14 protein-coding genes are annotated in these 14453 nt (G+C 60.4%); 4 read left to right on the forward strand and 10 right to left on the reverse strand.

All coding sequences use genetic code 11. The features are described 5' to 3' along the window. Positions 1 to 68 precede the first annotated feature (68 nt). The 4 genes from AB4090_RS01125 to AB4090_RS01140 are packed head-to-tail and all read right to left on the reverse strand — an operon-like array spanning position 69 to position 3737. Positions 69 to 779 carry an ABC transporter ATP-binding protein gene (locus AB4090_RS01125; RefSeq protein WP_369572009.1) on the reverse strand — a complete coding sequence of 237 codons (711 nt, stop codon included), beginning with the start codon at positions 777 to 779 and terminating at the stop codon, positions 69 to 71. A 2-nt stretch (positions 780 to 781) separates the two neighbouring features. After that, on the reverse strand, positions 782 to 1984 hold the full coding sequence (locus AB4090_RS01130) for an ABC transporter permease (protein WP_369572010.1): 1203 nt from the start codon (positions 1982 to 1984) through the stop codon (positions 782 to 784). Then, entirely contained in the window at positions 1981 to 3132 is a 1152-nt protein-coding gene (locus AB4090_RS01135; RefSeq protein WP_369572011.1) for an efflux RND transporter periplasmic adaptor subunit, read from the reverse strand. Before AB4090_RS01135 ends, AB4090_RS01130 begins: the two co-directional genes overlap by 4 nt. Continuing rightward, positions 3129 to 3737 (reverse strand): TetR/AcrR family transcriptional regulator, encoded by a 609-nt coding sequence (locus AB4090_RS01140; RefSeq protein WP_369572012.1) that lies wholly within the window; start codon positions 3735 to 3737, stop codon positions 3129 to 3131. Before AB4090_RS01140 ends, AB4090_RS01135 begins: the two co-directional genes overlap by 4 nt. Positions 3738 to 4077: 340 nt before the next feature. On the opposite strand from AB4090_RS01140, the gene AB4090_RS01145 reads away from it, so the two are divergent. From AB4090_RS01145 to AB4090_RS01160, 4 genes are read left to right on the forward strand one after another with little or no spacing between them, the layout of a single operon-like run. Beyond that, positions 4078 to 5658 carry an MFS transporter gene (locus AB4090_RS01145; protein ID WP_369572013.1) on the forward strand — a complete coding sequence of 527 codons (1581 nt, stop codon included), beginning with the start codon at positions 4078 to 4080 and terminating at the stop codon, positions 5656 to 5658. Further along, the gene (locus AB4090_RS01150) at positions 5655 to 7088 is read left to right on the forward strand and encodes an efflux transporter outer membrane subunit (RefSeq protein WP_369572014.1); all 1434 of its coding nucleotides are present in this window, start codon (positions 5655 to 5657) and stop codon (positions 7086 to 7088) included. Before AB4090_RS01145 ends, AB4090_RS01150 begins: the two co-directional genes overlap by 4 nt. Further along, positions 7075 to 8247, forward strand: a complete 1173-nt coding sequence (locus tag AB4090_RS01155; protein ID WP_369572015.1) for an HlyD family efflux transporter periplasmic adaptor subunit — start codon at positions 7075 to 7077, stop codon at positions 8245 to 8247. The genes AB4090_RS01150 and AB4090_RS01155 overlap by 14 nt, the downstream gene beginning before the upstream one ends. Beyond that, entirely contained in the window at positions 8244 to 8936 is a 693-nt protein-coding gene (locus tag AB4090_RS01160) for a Crp/Fnr family transcriptional regulator (RefSeq protein ID WP_369572016.1), read from the forward strand. The genes AB4090_RS01155 and AB4090_RS01160 overlap by 4 nt, the downstream gene beginning before the upstream one ends. Before the next feature lie 81 nt (positions 8937 to 9017). Here the strand turns inward: AB4090_RS01160 and AB4090_RS01165 are convergent, their stop codons facing one another. The 6 genes from AB4090_RS01165 to AB4090_RS01190 all read right to left on the reverse strand — a co-directional run bounded on the left by AB4090_RS01165 (position 9018) and on the right by AB4090_RS01190 (position 14353). After that, positions 9018 to 9461, reverse strand: coding sequence for a YaiI/YqxD family protein (locus AB4090_RS01165; protein WP_369572017.1), 444 nt, complete (start codon positions 9459 to 9461; stop codon positions 9018 to 9020). A gap of 129 nt (positions 9462 to 9590) precedes the next feature. Then, positions 9591 to 10745, reverse strand: a complete 1155-nt coding sequence (locus AB4090_RS01170) for an acetate/propionate family kinase (protein ID WP_369572018.1) — start codon at positions 10743 to 10745, stop codon at positions 9591 to 9593. Positions 10746 to 10754: 9 nt separating this feature from the next. Further along, the gene (locus AB4090_RS01175) at positions 10755 to 11972 is read right to left on the reverse strand and encodes a dihydrolipoamide acetyltransferase family protein (RefSeq protein WP_369572019.1); all 1218 of its coding nucleotides are present in this window, start codon (positions 11970 to 11972) and stop codon (positions 10755 to 10757) included. Beyond that, on the reverse strand, positions 11969 to 12961 hold the full coding sequence (locus tag AB4090_RS01180) for an alpha-ketoacid dehydrogenase subunit beta (protein ID WP_369572020.1): 993 nt from the start codon (positions 12959 to 12961) through the stop codon (positions 11969 to 11971). Before AB4090_RS01180 ends, AB4090_RS01175 begins: the two co-directional genes overlap by 4 nt. Further along, a complete protein-coding gene (locus AB4090_RS01185) occupies positions 12958 to 14007 on the reverse strand; it encodes a thiamine pyrophosphate-dependent enzyme (RefSeq protein ID WP_369572021.1) in 1050 nt (349 codons plus the stop codon). Before AB4090_RS01185 ends, AB4090_RS01180 begins: the two co-directional genes overlap by 4 nt. After that, positions 14000 to 14353, reverse strand: coding sequence for a carboxymuconolactone decarboxylase family protein (locus AB4090_RS01190; RefSeq protein ID WP_369572022.1), 354 nt, complete (start codon positions 14351 to 14353; stop codon positions 14000 to 14002). The genes AB4090_RS01185 and AB4090_RS01190 overlap by 8 nt, the downstream gene beginning before the upstream one ends. Positions 14354 to 14453 lie beyond the last annotated feature (100 nt).

Consider the following 14453-nt stretch of genomic DNA (forward strand, 5'->3'; position numbering starts at 1 on the left):
GGTCATGCACCTTCGTGATCGGGAGCGCCAGCCTGGAGCAGCTTGTTCATCGGATTTCCTCTGTGGATTCAGGCAAAGCCGCGGCCTTCGCCCGCTTCTTCGTGGGTCACACCATCGCGGATGTGATAGATGCGCTTGAAAGTCGGGATGATTTTTTCGTCGTGGGTGACGACGATGATCGCGGTCTGGTATTTCTTTGCCATGTCGTTGAGGATGCGGATGACGGCCAGCGCGCGCTCGGAGTCCAGCGGCGCGGTGGGTTCGTCGGCAAGGATCACCGGCGGGTGGTTGACCAGGCCGCGGGCGATAGCCACACGCTGCTGTTCGCCGCCCGACAACTGCGAAGGCATGGCCCGCGCGCGGTGCTGCACGTCCAGCGCGGTGAGCAGATCGAGTGCGCGCTGGCGGGCCTCGGCGTTGGCCCGGCCGGCGAGCATGGGCAGCAGAGCGACGTTGTCGGTCACGTCGAGGAACGGAATCAGATACGGCGCCTGGAACACGAAGCCGATCTTGTCGCGGCGCAGGGCGCGCAGGTCGCGCACCTTCCAGGCTTGGTCGTAGATCAGCTCGTCGCCCAAGGTCATGCGTCCGGCACTCGGGTCGATCACCGCACCCAGGCACTTGAGCAGCGTGCTTTTACCCGAGCCGGAGGGCCCGATCAGCCCGACCACCTCGCCCGGGTCCACGCGCATATCCACGCCCTTGAGCGCATCGACGGCGGTGTCGCCGCTGCCGTAACGCTTTTTCAATCCTTCGATGCGGATACCTTTGCCGGCCATGATCAACCTCCGATGGCTTCGGCCGGATCGACCTTGAGTGCCATGCGAATGGCGACCAGGCTGGCCAGCGCGCAGATCAGCATCAGGGCGCCAAAGCCAGCCACCGAATCCTGCGGCATCAGCAGCACGTATTTGGGAAACAGCGGCGCAGCAAAGGTGGCGGTGATCTTGCCCACCGCGAAGCCGATCAGCCCCAGCGCCAGCGCCTGCTGCAGGATCATGGCGGCAATGGTGCGGTTGCGCGTGCCGATGAGTTTGAGCACGGCGATTTCGCGGATCTTGTCCAGCGTGAGGGTGTAGATGATGAAGGCGACGATGGCCGCGCTGACCACGGCGAGGATCAGCAGGAACAGGCCGATCTGCTTGGCCGAGGTGGAGATGACCTTGCCGATCAGAATGCCCTCCATCTGCGCGCGGGTGTAGACGGTCAGCCGTTGCCAGCGGCGGATCGGCGCGGCCACCTCGTCTGCCGTGTAGCCGGGCTGGATGCGCACCAGGATGGCGTTGACGTAGCTGTTGCTGGTCTGCGAGGCGATCACGGCGTCGAGCAGGCCGGGCACGCCGGGGCGGTTGAACATCGGGTTGGCCTCGGTGCGCCGGCGCTGCATCAGGATGGCGTCGTTGTCCTTGAGGAACTGGGCTTCCTGCGCGTCCTTGAGCGGGATGTAGATCATCGGGTCGCCGCTGGAGGACACCATGCGCCGCGTCAGCCCGACCACGGTGTAGAGGTTGCGGCGGATCTTGATGTGATCGCCGAGCTTGAAGCCGCTGGCGAGATCGGCCACCGCTTCGTAGTGGCCGCGGGTGATCTGCCGCCCCGCCACCAGATACGGCGGCCAGCCCGGGGTGCCCGGTTCGCCCGCGGTGATGCCCACTACCGTGGCGCGCACGTCTTCGCTGCCGCGGCCGACCTGCATGGTCAGGTACGTGACGTTGGCCGCCGCGGCCACGCCCGGCATGGCGCGGATGCTGCGCCAGAGGTCGTCGTACACGCTGGACGATTCGGCGTAGGGGCCGAGGGTGTTTTTCTGCACCACCCAGAGGTCGGCGCCGCTGTTGTCCAGCAGCGCCTTGCCATCGGCCACCATGCCGCGATACACGCCGGCCATGGTCAGGGTCACGCCGATGAGCAGGCCCAGCCCGATGCCGGTGAAAATGAACTTGCCCCAGGCATGCAGGATATCGCGCCCGGCCAGGCTGATCATTGCGCCACTCCGGGGATGTGGTCGACGACATGGATGTTGCTGCCACGGTGCAAGGCCTTTTCGCTGTAGACCACGACGTGGTCACCAGCCTTCAGGCCCTGCAGCACTTGCACATGGCCGTGCAGGTCGGAGCGCCCCAGCACTACGGAAACGAAAGCCAGCTTGTCGGCGTTCAGCGTCCACACCCCGCGCTGGCTGTCCACTTCGCGCAGCGCGGCATTGGGGATCACCGGCGCGGCGGGCAGTGCGGGCAGTTCGACCGTCACCTCGGCCAGTTCACCGACCGGCGGCAGCGGCGTGGGCAGTTTGTCGAACACCATCTTGGCCAGGGTCTCTTCGGTCACCGCGTCGGCCAGCGGATCGACGCGCAACACCCGACCCGGTAGGGTCTGATCCTGGCGCGAACGCAACACGATATGCGCCGGTAGCCCGGCCGCCAGGCCGGTGGCGGAAATCTGGTCGAAGCGGGTATCGACCCAAAGGCTGTTCGGATTAATTACCTCCACCACGGCCTCACCGGCCAGCACGGTACTGCCGGGATCGATGTAGCGTGCAGCAACTAGACCGTCCACCGGCGCGATCAAGTGCAGGTTGGTGTTCTGTGCGCGCAATGCTTGCAAGTCGGCACGCTGACGCGCGAGATCGTCGCGTGCCGCCGCGAGCGCCCCGTCAGCCACCGCCAGATCCTGCCGTTTGCTGGCCAGCGTTTCCTCACTGGTACTGTGCACGGCCAGCAGCTGCGCGTATCGCTGCGCCTGTGTCTGCGCATAGACGCGCTTGGCCTCGGCCTGGCGTACGCTCGCCGTGCCGGCTTGGATGGTGGCCTGCTGCGCGGTGATGCGCTGGTCCAGATCCACCGGGTCCATCTCGCCGATTACCTGTCCGGCCTTCACCGTGTCGCCCACATGCACGTCCAGGTGCTTGAGCCGTCCGGCCGCGGTGGGGCCGATCTGATAGGTGTAGCGCGCCTGTATTGTGCCAATGCCGAATAGTGAAGGTTTAAGAGCCTGTTTCTGAACGGTCGCTACGGTCACCGTCACCGGCGCCAGCGGCCCCGAGCGCAGCGCCACATACCCGAGCAGCAACAGCAGTAGAACGATGACCGCAAGCAGCGCCAGCGTACGCCGTTGCAAGGCAGGTAGTTTCATTTCGCGCTCCCGATACCGCGCCGATAGAGAGCGAATACCCCCGGCGCTTGTCTACGTATGAATTGATGGTCTCCGGCGAGCAACGATTGCATGACCAGGCCCTGGATGGTGCCGATGAACAGTACTGTGGCGGCTGCTGTGTCGAGCTCGGCGGACAACTCTCCCGCTGTCTTGCCAGCGTCAATCAAGCGTCGCAGGCGTTCGCCGTAGCGGCGAATGAGCATCTGCGCCAGCCGCTTGGGGGCGGTGGCTTCAGCGCGTTGGAGCTCGCCAAACAACATACGCGGAACACCGGGGTGCGCGGTGACAAAATCCACATGCGCCATGAACATGGCTTCGAGGGCTGAGAGGGGGGAGGCTGCGGCACTTGCCGCCTGATCGAGCCGACCGAGTAGACGCTCTGCCACCCACTCCATGACCGCCTCCAGAATGGCCTCCTTACTTGGGAAATGCTTGAAAAGCGCGCCTTGCGTCACGCCCATGTGCGCGGCAATCGCCGAGGTGGTGATCTCGCTGGGGTTTTGTGTTGCCGCCAATTCCACTACGGCCTCTACGGTCACGGCGCGGCGTTCGTCCGCTGGCAGGTGCTGTGGATGGATGCTCATGGTATCGCCCAGAAGTAAGTAAACGATTACTATCTTATCCTCGTTTTCTCTTCTGTCAATACGGCGCAGGGACAAGCAATTGGCCTCTTGTAACGTGCGGTTCTAGGGACGTTCTGCAATTCCCGGTTTTCATAATCCGAGAGGAGTTCCAAATTCAGCCGGGTGTACGCAAAGCTAAAGTGTAGCGCTGCGGCTCTTGGTGTGTTGCCCGAAAATGCATTGTAGGCTGCTGGCAATTTTCCTGCTATCTATATTGACGATAGATTTCATCAAATAAACCAATTCGTCTTATAGCTGCAGAATTGTTACCCTGCGCAGCAATATTGTTGCCGGAATCTCGATGATCCAGTCCCCAGCTCAGCTTGCACGCCGCTGGAGCCAGCATGGCAGTGCTGACCGCTTTCTGGCGGCCAATCTCAGTATTGGGCTGGGGCACTTTCTGGTGCTCTTCAACGGTGGCGCCTACCTGCCAATGATTCCCAAGGTTGCCGGCAGCTTGGGTTGTAATCCCGGCTATGGCGACTGGACGCAGGATCTGTATTTCCTTGGCCTGGGGCTCGCCTTTCCCTTGGCGCCCTGGTTGCGTAGTCGATTGGGCGACCGTGGCGGCTTGCTGCTGGCTTTTGCGCTTTTTGCTGTAGCATCGGCATTAAACGCGCTGAGCACGCAGTATGGCTGGTTTCTGTTTGCCCGCATTCTCGCTGCCTTGGCCGGGGGGCTAACTATCCCTCTGTCGCTGAGTCTGCTCCTATCTCATTACCATGCTGAGGGCAAAAGCCGCGGACTCTTTCTCTGGGGCTGGGCATCGATTACGCCCTTTGCCTTTGGTCCCTTTCTGGGTGGGCTGCTGGCAGATACCTGGGGTTGGCGCTGGCTGTTTATTTTGGATGTACCGCTTACGCTACTGGTATTTCTTGGGATTTGGTTTTGGGAAGAACCTGATCAGGATCATCCAGCGTTTGCCATGGACTGGCTAGGCTACGCATTCCTCGCCATCACTTTGAGCAGCGCTGTCATGTTTCTAAATTTCTGGGATATTGATGGGTGGTGGGATAGCACTCGCAACGAGCTACTGCTGTTATTGTGCTTGCTGGCAGCGCTGGCGCTGCTGCTGTGGAGCTGGCCGCACCGCCATTCCATTATCGATTTGCGATTACTGCGGCGGCGCAATTTTGCCCTGGCTGCTCTGGGAATTTTGCTGAGCGGATTGTTTTTTCAAGGCACCCTTGCCGTTCTGGTGGTGCTCTATCAACTCCAGTTTGGCTTCAGCGCCTATCGTATCGGGGTATTGTTGCTACCCATGGCGCTCTTGGCGCCAGTGAGTGCTGCTTTTAGCCATTGGTATCTACGCCGTCACGACCCACGCTGGCTGGGCGTGGTCGCCATGCTCTTGCTCAGCGTCTCGGCGTTTTGGATGGCGTCCTGGGCTCTGCCCGTATCCCCGGACATGCTGTGCTGGCCGCCCCTCCTGGTTGGGCTGGGCTTAGGTGCGCTGTTTGGGGTATGGGCACGCATTGGGCTCTGGGGGTTGGCGGCTACGGAAGAACTGCGCGCGGCATCGCTGCTGAACCTGCTGCGCAGCAGTGGCCAAGCTCTGGGTATTCCCATAACGGCGGTGTTTTGGGCGCGGCGCAGCATTCTGCATCGACATTTTTTGATTCAAGACCCCCAGCAACAGCATCTGGCATGGAATGCGGCGCTACAGCGTTTCTCGCCCCTTCTGACCCCGGCTGGGGCACAGGCACAACTTGCTGATCTGCTGGGACAACAAGCTGCTATGCTTGCCTTCAACGAAGTATTTACGGTGGCGGGTTGGGGCTTTCTCGCCCTCGCAGCACTTAGCCTGTTCGTTGGTCATCCGATAGCTTCCGCCGAGCCCATGTCGGAACAGATGGCCATTGCCGAAATGGTGGAGCCATGAGCTTACGCTGTCTGATTGGCTTTGTTCTCGCACTGCTGCTGTCGGGCTGTGCAAGCATCCCGCAACATCTTCCCAGAAATCCTCGCGTTGGCGCAGCGACGGGTCCGCACACACCCCAAGCAATGCGCAGGACGACGGCATGGCCGGAGCACGCCTGGTGGCGCGCGTTACATGATCATACGTTGGACCAATGGGTTACGCGTGCGCTCGCCAATAATCCAGATTTGCATGCGGCGGCGGCACGAGTATTGGCTGCCCAGGCGACGATTGGCCTGAGCAATGCCCGGCGTTTGCCGCACTTCAATGCCAATCTATCGTTCACCCAGCAATATTTCTCTGCGCAGGGATTGCATCCGGGAGCCAATGGCACCAGTAACCTCTATACCGAGATAAATCCTTTGCAAATTCAGTATCATGTGGATCTCTGGGGGCGAGATCGTGCGCTGGTACAAGCGGCTCGTGGTGCTGCGCAAATCGCACTGGCGGAACAAGCGCAAACACGGTTGCTGCTCAGTACTGCAGTGGTTCTGCGTTACGCTGGTCTGATGGGTGATAAACGACTACTACGTCAGGAGTTGGCTCTAGTGCGGCTGCAACGGCATGCGTTGGCGCTTGCGCAAGTCGCCTATCGTACGGGTATTGCTGATGAGCACGGACAGTTGCAATTGCAGGTACAGTTGGCAACGAGCAGCGAACGCATCGCCAGCTTGCGGGCCGCGTGTGCGGCGGAACGCCATGCACTGGCAGAACTGGCGGGGGAGGGGCCGGGCACGGTGCAAGCAACACCAAGCGGGGCCTTGCCGTTGCCGTCGAGTCGCCTGCCGGAGAATTTGCCCCTCGGATTGTTGGCGCATCGCCCCGACATTGTCGCCGCGCGCTGGGCGGTAGAGGCTGCGGCAGCACGGGTACACGCGGCGCGCGCGGCATTTTACCCCGATCTCAATCTACGACTCCTGGCGGGTTGGAACAGTATCAACCTGGCCGACTTGTTCAATCCGGCCAATTTTGCACACGCCGTCGGTCCAGTTCTTAGCTTGCCAATTTTTACAGGCGGTGCTCTGCGTGCCCAGTTGCGCGGGCAAAACGCCCAGTTTCTGGAAGCACAAGACCAGTACCAAGGCCGTGTTCTGGCGGCATTGCGGCAGGTGGCCGATACGTTGAGCGCCTGGGAAAAACTCCGCGAGCAGCGGCACGCACAACAACAGGTTTTGGCCACGGCCTCGCGGCAGGAATATTTGGCCCAGGGCGTCTGGCAGAGTGGTATGGCGGGCTTGTTACCCAAGCTGCGTAGTCAAATCCAGTACCTTCAGGCGGAGGAAAAAAACACCCGCTTGCAGACAGCCAGCATTCAGAATTGGGCGCTGTTGGAATCGGCTCTGGGTGGCGGTTACCGTTCGATAGAGAGGAAAAGTGTGCATGGCGGAGGGTGAACAGGAACGGCAGGGACTGCAGCGTAGCCGGCGCAATTTGTGGATACTTGCCATCGTCGTGTTGCTCTTCGCGCTGCTCTGGTTGCTGTGGTGGATCTTCATCGCCAGCCAGCGGGTGGAGAGCAATGATGCCTACGTCACCGGGAATATCGATCCCGTACCGGCGCAGGTGGATGGCACCGTACGCCGTGTCTTTGTGCAGAACACCCAGTTTGTCCATGCGGGGCAGATCCTGGCCGCAGTTCAGGGCAATCGCAGTACACTGGCCATGCAGGGCAAGGCTGCGGCCTTGGGCAGAACCGTGCGCCAGCTACGACAGGAATTCGCGCAGGTGCAAGAGATACAGCAAAGTATCGTCGCAAAACAAGCCACCCTACAAAAGCTAACAGACAATCTGCAGCGCTATCGTCGCGCCCAGGCAAGTGGCTCCGTGGCGGTGATCCAAATTAGCGATACCGAACAGGACGTCGTCAGTCAGGCGGCACAGATTGCGGCCTTGCACGCACGCTTGCGGGCGGCGCGCGCCTTGGTGGATGGCACCAATATTGCCAATAATCCACAGGTGCGGGCTGCTGTAACGGTCTTCGAGAAGAGCTATATAACTTGGTTGCGCCGCGATATCCGCGCCCCCGTCAGCGGATATATCGCGCAACGCGCGGTACAGCCAGGGCAGATGGTGAAAGTGGGAGAGCGCTTGTTTTCCATCGTTCCCTTGCAGCCCCTATGGGTGGTCGCCAACATCAAGGAAACGGAGATGGCGAAGATTCGTCCGGGAGATTCCGTGATTCTGACGAGCTACTATTACGGTGGTGGCGTGCGTTACCATGGGCTGGTCGAAGGCTTGTCGCCCGGTGCCGGGAGCGCCTTTAGCATCCTGCCGCCGGAGAATGCCACGGGAAATTACATCCATATCGTCGAACGGGTTCCGCTTCGCATCTCTCTGCCCAACAAGGAGTTGGCTCAGCATCCACTGCGTCCCGGCCTGTCGATGCAAGTGCAGATTCAGATCCACGGCGGACATCCTCAAAATGTCTTGCATCCCCTAACGCAAACCCCCGCCAGGGGCTACGAAACCGACCTGTTCCAGCAGGACCTGCAACGGGCGCGGGTAAAGGCACAACAGATCATTCAGAAAAATACGGGAGGAGAAAAAGCATGAGTAGCGATCTAGCTGCTGATGACCAGCAACGACTCCGCCAAACGCCAATTTTCACCGCTTGGCCGCCGTCTTTGTTACAGGAACTATTGGCACAGAGTCGGCAACGGGAATTGTCTGCGGGCACGCTACTGTTTTTTGAAGGGGCGAAGGCAGAGGCGTTTTATTTTCTCCTTTCGGGCACCGTTCACCTTGTTGCCGCAGCCAGCACCGGCGACGAAAAGATCATTGAAATCATGCAGGCGGGAGATCTGTTCGCCGAGGCTGTTGCCTTTTTGGGTGGTCGCTATCCGGTCACCGCCCGGGCAGAGGGTAGTAGCAACGTTCTGGAAATCCCGCTAGCGCTTTTTATGCAACATCTAGAAGCCAGGCCACAACTGATGCGTCAGATGTTGGCGCGGTTGAGCATGCGTCTGCATTTTTTGGTCAAGGAATTGCGTCAACTCAGTGTTGAGAGTGCGGAGCAGCGCGTGCTTCATTATCTCCTGGAATTGACCCCCGAGGGGCAGGGCAGGGTATTGCTGGAATTGCCGGCAAAGAAGGCAGCGATCGCTACGCGCCTGGGGCTGACCCCAGAAACTCTCTCTCGTATTCTGCGCAAGCTACAAAACAAAGGCCTGATCGCAGTCCATGGACGCCAACTGGAGATCCCCGATTTGCAGGCGCTACAGCGTGCGCTGCTGTCTTTTTGAAGATCGCCGCGTCACGTTTGTTACTAGCCATTGTACGCTTTATCGGACCTTCGCATTGATGACCATACCGTGCCCCACAAATTAGGCGCGGGGCAGCAGACGGTCCAGCGCATTCGCAAATGCCTGGCGATCAGCCTGACTCAGGGTAGCGGGGCCAGCAGTGCGCACCCCGGAGTCCCGGAGTTGCTCCATCATGTCACGAATCCGCAGGCGCTCGCGGATGGTGTCGGGGGAATAACGCTCCCCGCGCGGGCTGAGGGCATGACTGTTTTTCTCTAGAACAGCGGCAGCCAGCGGAATATCGGCGGTGATTACCAGGTCATCCGCTACGATTTGCCGGATGATTTCCTCGTCGGCCACATCAAAGCCGCGTGCCACGACCATCGTGCGGATATAGGCAGAACGGGGTACGCGCAAGGGTTGATTGGCTACCAGGATCAAAGGCAGCCTCAGACGATTACTGGCGCGGTACAAAATGTCTTTGATGACGTTGGGGCAAGCGTCGGCATCAACCCATATATGCATGAGAGAACTCTTGAAAGTCTTTAGGTTGGCGCACCATGTCACAGATGTGACTTGCCGACAATGTGCGCCGGTACCGGTGCCCAAGCGTCTGGCGAGCCAACGTTAGGGATACCGTTTTTCCCGCGTACGTTACCTCTGCCGCAAGAGTTGATAACTGTGCTCGGCGATCATGCGGTCTTCGTCAGTGGGGATGCAGAGGATCTCGACAGGGCTTTCTGACCGGGAAATGCGCCGTTGCCCGGTTTGATTGGCGGCGTTGTCCAGAACAAAACCCAAGGCCCCCAGGGGGGTGCAAATCAGCTCGCGCAGCAAGGGCGCGTGCTCCCCAATGCCACCGGTAAAGACCAGGCGATCGGCTCCTCCGAGTACCGCCAGATAGCAACCAATCATCTTGCGCACACTGTAAGCAAAGGCGTCGATGGCAAAGGCGGCATGTGGATCATTTTCGCGTGCCGCCAGCAGTACCTGCATGTCACCACTGAGGCCGGAAAGGCCCAAAAGACCCGAGAGATGATTCAGGATGCGTTCGAGTTGATTTGCGCTATAGCCCTTTTCCTCCAGCAGATAGAGAAGTACTCCGGGGTCGAGATCGCCACAGCGAGTGCCCATGACGATGCCCCCAGTGGGGCTGAGCCCCATGCTGGTATCCACGCAATTGCCATCCTGTACCGCGGCAAGGCTCGCGCCGTTGCCCAGGTGGGCGATGATCGTGCGCCCCGGTGTTGGAATTTGGGTGAGGATGTATTCGTAAGAAAGGCCATGAAATCCGTATTTGCGTACCCCCTCCTGCCAAAGATTGCGGGGCAAGGGATAGCGGGCCGCGAGTTCCGGGATCGAGCGATGAAAGGCGGTATCGAAGCAGGCAAATTGCGGCGTCTTGGACCAGTGTTGGCTCACAGCCTCCATGACGGCGATTTCGGCGGGAAGATGCAGAGGTGCGAAGCGCAGGGAGGCGCGCAGGGTTTGTAGAACATGTTCGTCTATGGCGCAGTGTTCGCGTAGCTCCGGTCCGCCCGAGACCACGCGATGGCCAATAGCGGAAAGCTGCTCCAGACCCAGTTCCTGAAACAAATCCAGTAACGCCTTCAGAGCACTGGAGAGATCTGGAAAAGCGGCAGTGCGATCCAGTCGCCGATCTCCCCGCCACCAAAATCGTCCGACACTCTGACCGATGCGCTCGATCGCGCCTTCTCCCTTGCGCTGCACTACCTCGCCGGCAAAATCGTACAGGGCGAATTTGAGCGACGACGATCCACTGTTCAGGGCGAGAATGTACTCCGACACCGGGTTTCCTCAGCTATCGAGCCAGGAGGGATCAGCGACGCGATCGCGGAGACGTTGCAAGAAGCGCGCAGCGTCGGCGCCAAAGATCACGCGATGGTCGCAACTTAGGGTGAACTCGCTGTTCCCGTCCGCCTGGGTGGCCGCGATCGCCAGGATGGCGGCCGCACCGAGCGGCACAATTGCGTCGAAATTGTGTACGACGTCAAAGACCCCCAGGTTGGAGAGGTAGAACGTACCGCCCCGATAATCCTCGGGGGCCAGCCTGCCTCTTTTGATTTTTCCCAGCAGGATGCGCCAGTCCTCCGCAAGCTCTTTTACCGGACGCCGTGCTGCATCCCGCAAGACCGGCGTCAGCAAGGCATCCCCGGTATCAACGGCAATCGCCACATCTACCCGTTCGCGCTTGGCCAGGCCCTGCGGCGTCCAGAGATGGTTGAACCACGGGTCTTCCGCCACGGTAAGGGCACAGGCACGCGCCAACGCCAGAGTCAGACTCTGCTTGCTTGCCTTTGCCCGCGCCTGGAGGGCGGCGAGGGGTAGGCGTGCAGTGATCTGAAAGGTCGGCGTATAGACGGCATCCTGCATATTGCGGGCGGCGGCGGCGCGCATCCCTGGGAGGCGTTCCATCTGGTAGCTGGGTCCCGCCGTGAGATCGGGTAGCGGGCCACGCAGGGCTGCGGCAAGGACGGCGCGGCTGTCGATCGGGCCGCTGCCCAGGCTGCGAAGATCTATCCCCAACTCCTGCGCGAGGCCGCGGGCATAGGGGCTGGCGCGGGCGCCGTCGGCCAAGGTTGGTGACGCAGGTAATGGCGAAGAATGCGATGGTACTGTCGGCGGAGGATTCTCCTTTTGCACGGACTGCTGTGCGGGGGTTTTTGGGGCAGGCGCCGTTCTTTCTGCGGCTTGTTGCGGTTTCGGCGGTGCGACGGGGGCTTGCGGGACCGCGGGCGCAGCATCCTGCGCATCTGTGCTAGCGTCTAGTTCCTCTTTGCTGTCCACCAACCAGGCGATGGCCGAGCGCACCGGAATATCGGTATCTACCGGCGCCAAGGGGCCGGCCAGATAACCATCCTGAAAGGCTTCCACATCCAGTATGGCCTTGTCCGTCTCGACCTCAGCCAAGGCATCGCCTTTTTTTACCGCCTCGCCCACGGCCTTGTTCCAGCGCGTCAGACGCCCGGTCTGCATGGTATCCGACAAAACCGGCATGGTGATTTCGTGTTTCATGCGGAATCTCCTTGCGTATGGAGCAAATCTCTGGTTGCCTTTATCACTTGCTGGACATCCGGGATGCTGGCGGCCTCCAGGGCGGCGTTAAAGGGGGTGGGCAAATCAATGCCCGCGACGCGCTGGATGGGACGATCAAGGTAATAGAAACAGCGCTCTTGCAGGCTCGCGACAATTTCTGCGCCAGCTCCGGCAAAGCGACAGTCCTCTTCCAGCACCAGTGCGTGATGGGTCTTGGCAACGGACTGCACACAAGTTTCCCAATCGATGGGCGAGAGACTACGCAGGTCGACGACCTCCATTTCGATCCCCTCTTTTGCCAGTTCGTCCGCTGCTGCTAAGGCCACTTCCACCATGCGCGAATACGCGATGCAGCTCAGGTCCCGTCCCGCTCGGCGGACGAGCGCCGCATGCATGGGGAGCGCCGTTCCGGCAGTCTCCAGTTCGGCCTTGCGAAAGTAGAGCATCTCGTGTTCGAGGACGATGACTGGGTCATCAGAGCGAATGGCCTGGTGCAGTTGCCAATAGGCGTCCTGTGGGGTCACGGGAACCACTATACGCAGGCCAGGGACGTTCATCAGGGTATGTTCGAGACGCTGGGAGTGCTGCGCCCCTAGTTGCTTGGCGACCCCGCCCGGCATGCGCACCGTCAGCCCCATGGGAAACTGGCCGCCGGACATGAAGGGGATCTTTGCCGCCATGTTGATCAGGGCATCAAGGGCGAGAAGGGCGAAGTTGATGGTCATGATCTCGACTACCGGCCGTAACCCGAGCATCGCCGCCCCCACGCCGAGGCCGGTAAAGCTGTTTTCGGAGATGGGCGTATCGCGTACCCGCCATTCGCCATATTTGGCTAATAAGCCCTCGCTGACCCGATAGGTGCCGCCATAGAGACCGACATCTTCGCCCAAAAGAAAGACATTTTCGTCCTGCGCCATCTCTTCATCCAGGGCGCGGTTCAACGCTTGCCAATAGAGCATCGTGGTCATGCTTCCGGCCTCCCGAAGAAGTCCTCAAAACGGCGATTTTTCTGAAAAATCGTCTGCGCGTCCTGCATGCTGGGAGCGGGTGCCGCCTGGGCTTCGGCCAGGGCAGCCTGCATCTCCTCTGTGATTTCGGCCTGTAGACGCTGGAGCCCCTCGGCACTCAGATGCCCGGCGGCACAGCAATGCTCCTGAAATTGCAGCAGGCAATCGCCCGCCGGGCAATTGGCCTGACCCGCCATCTCGCCTTCGAGGGTGTTGATGGGATCCTGCCGTTCGAAGGCTTGCACCTCGCTCGTTGGGCGGTAGGCGCCGGGATCGGCCATGGAATGCCCGCGATAGCGATAGGTTTCGAATTCGAGAAACTGCGGTCCATCTCCGGCGCGAATGCGCGCCAAGGCCTGCTGACTCGCCTGCTGCACGGCTAGCACGTCCATGCCGTTGATGCGTTCGGCCGGGATGTTATAGGCGCAGGCGCGGCGATAAACCTCGACCACGGCGGAATGCCGATGGATTTCCGTGCCGATCTGGTAGTGGTTGTTCTCGCAGAGGAAGAGAATGGGCAGATGCCAGAGTGCCGCCATGTTCAGGGACTCGTGAAAGGTCCCCTGGTTGACCGCGCCGTCGCCAAAAAAGCAAAGCACCGCCTCGGGGAGCTGGCGATAGGCAACGGCATAGCCGGCCCCGAGGGCAATGGGAAAAGTCTCCCCGACAATGGCGTAACCCCCGAGAAAGCGCCGTTCGGCATCAAAGAGGTGCATCGAGCCACCCATGCCGCCGCTGACCCCAGTCTTCTTGCCGAACAGCTCCGCCAGTATGGCTGCCGCCGGAATGCCGCGGAGAAGGGCATGAACGTGCTCGCGGTAGGTGCTGACAATGTAGTCACCCGGTTCGGCACAACTGAGCACCCCACTGGCCACAGCCTCTTCACCGGGGTAGAGATGCAAAAAGCCGGCAATGTTTCCGGCGGCATATTCCTGCGCCGCCGTCTCCTCCAAAGCACGGGCACGCAGCATCTGACGTAAGAGAGAAACCGGGTCGACGTTATGCATGGCTAGTCTCCGGTAGAAACTCATCCAGGGCCTTGGTGAGGGGCACCAGGTACATCAACGCCGGCCCCCCATGCATGAGCACTGCCTGGAAGCCGGCACTCATAATCTCATCGCGACTCGCCCCGGCCTTGACCGCCCCATGCACATGCAGGGCAATGCACCATTCACACTGCGCCGCGACCGCCAGCTCGACATTGATGAGTTCCTTTTGCGCCTTGCTCAGCGCCGGGCTGCCCTCAGCCTTGCCCATAAAGGCAAGAAAACTATTGATTTCGGCTGGATATTGTTCCTTTAGCCGTACCGTGAGTTCCTCGATTTGCGTGATGCGATCCTGCATTTCTGGCATGGCTACCGTTCCTCCTGCGTAAGAGAATTCCGATAAATACCTCTCAATTTAGGGTAGACGCCAAGCCGCGTTTCAGCAAGTACAATTGCCCAAGCGTACG

It is taken from the genome of Acidithiobacillus sp. IBUN Pt1247-S3, assembly GCF_041146875.1.
GTDB lineage: Bacteria > Pseudomonadota > Gammaproteobacteria > Acidithiobacillales > Acidithiobacillaceae > Igneacidithiobacillus.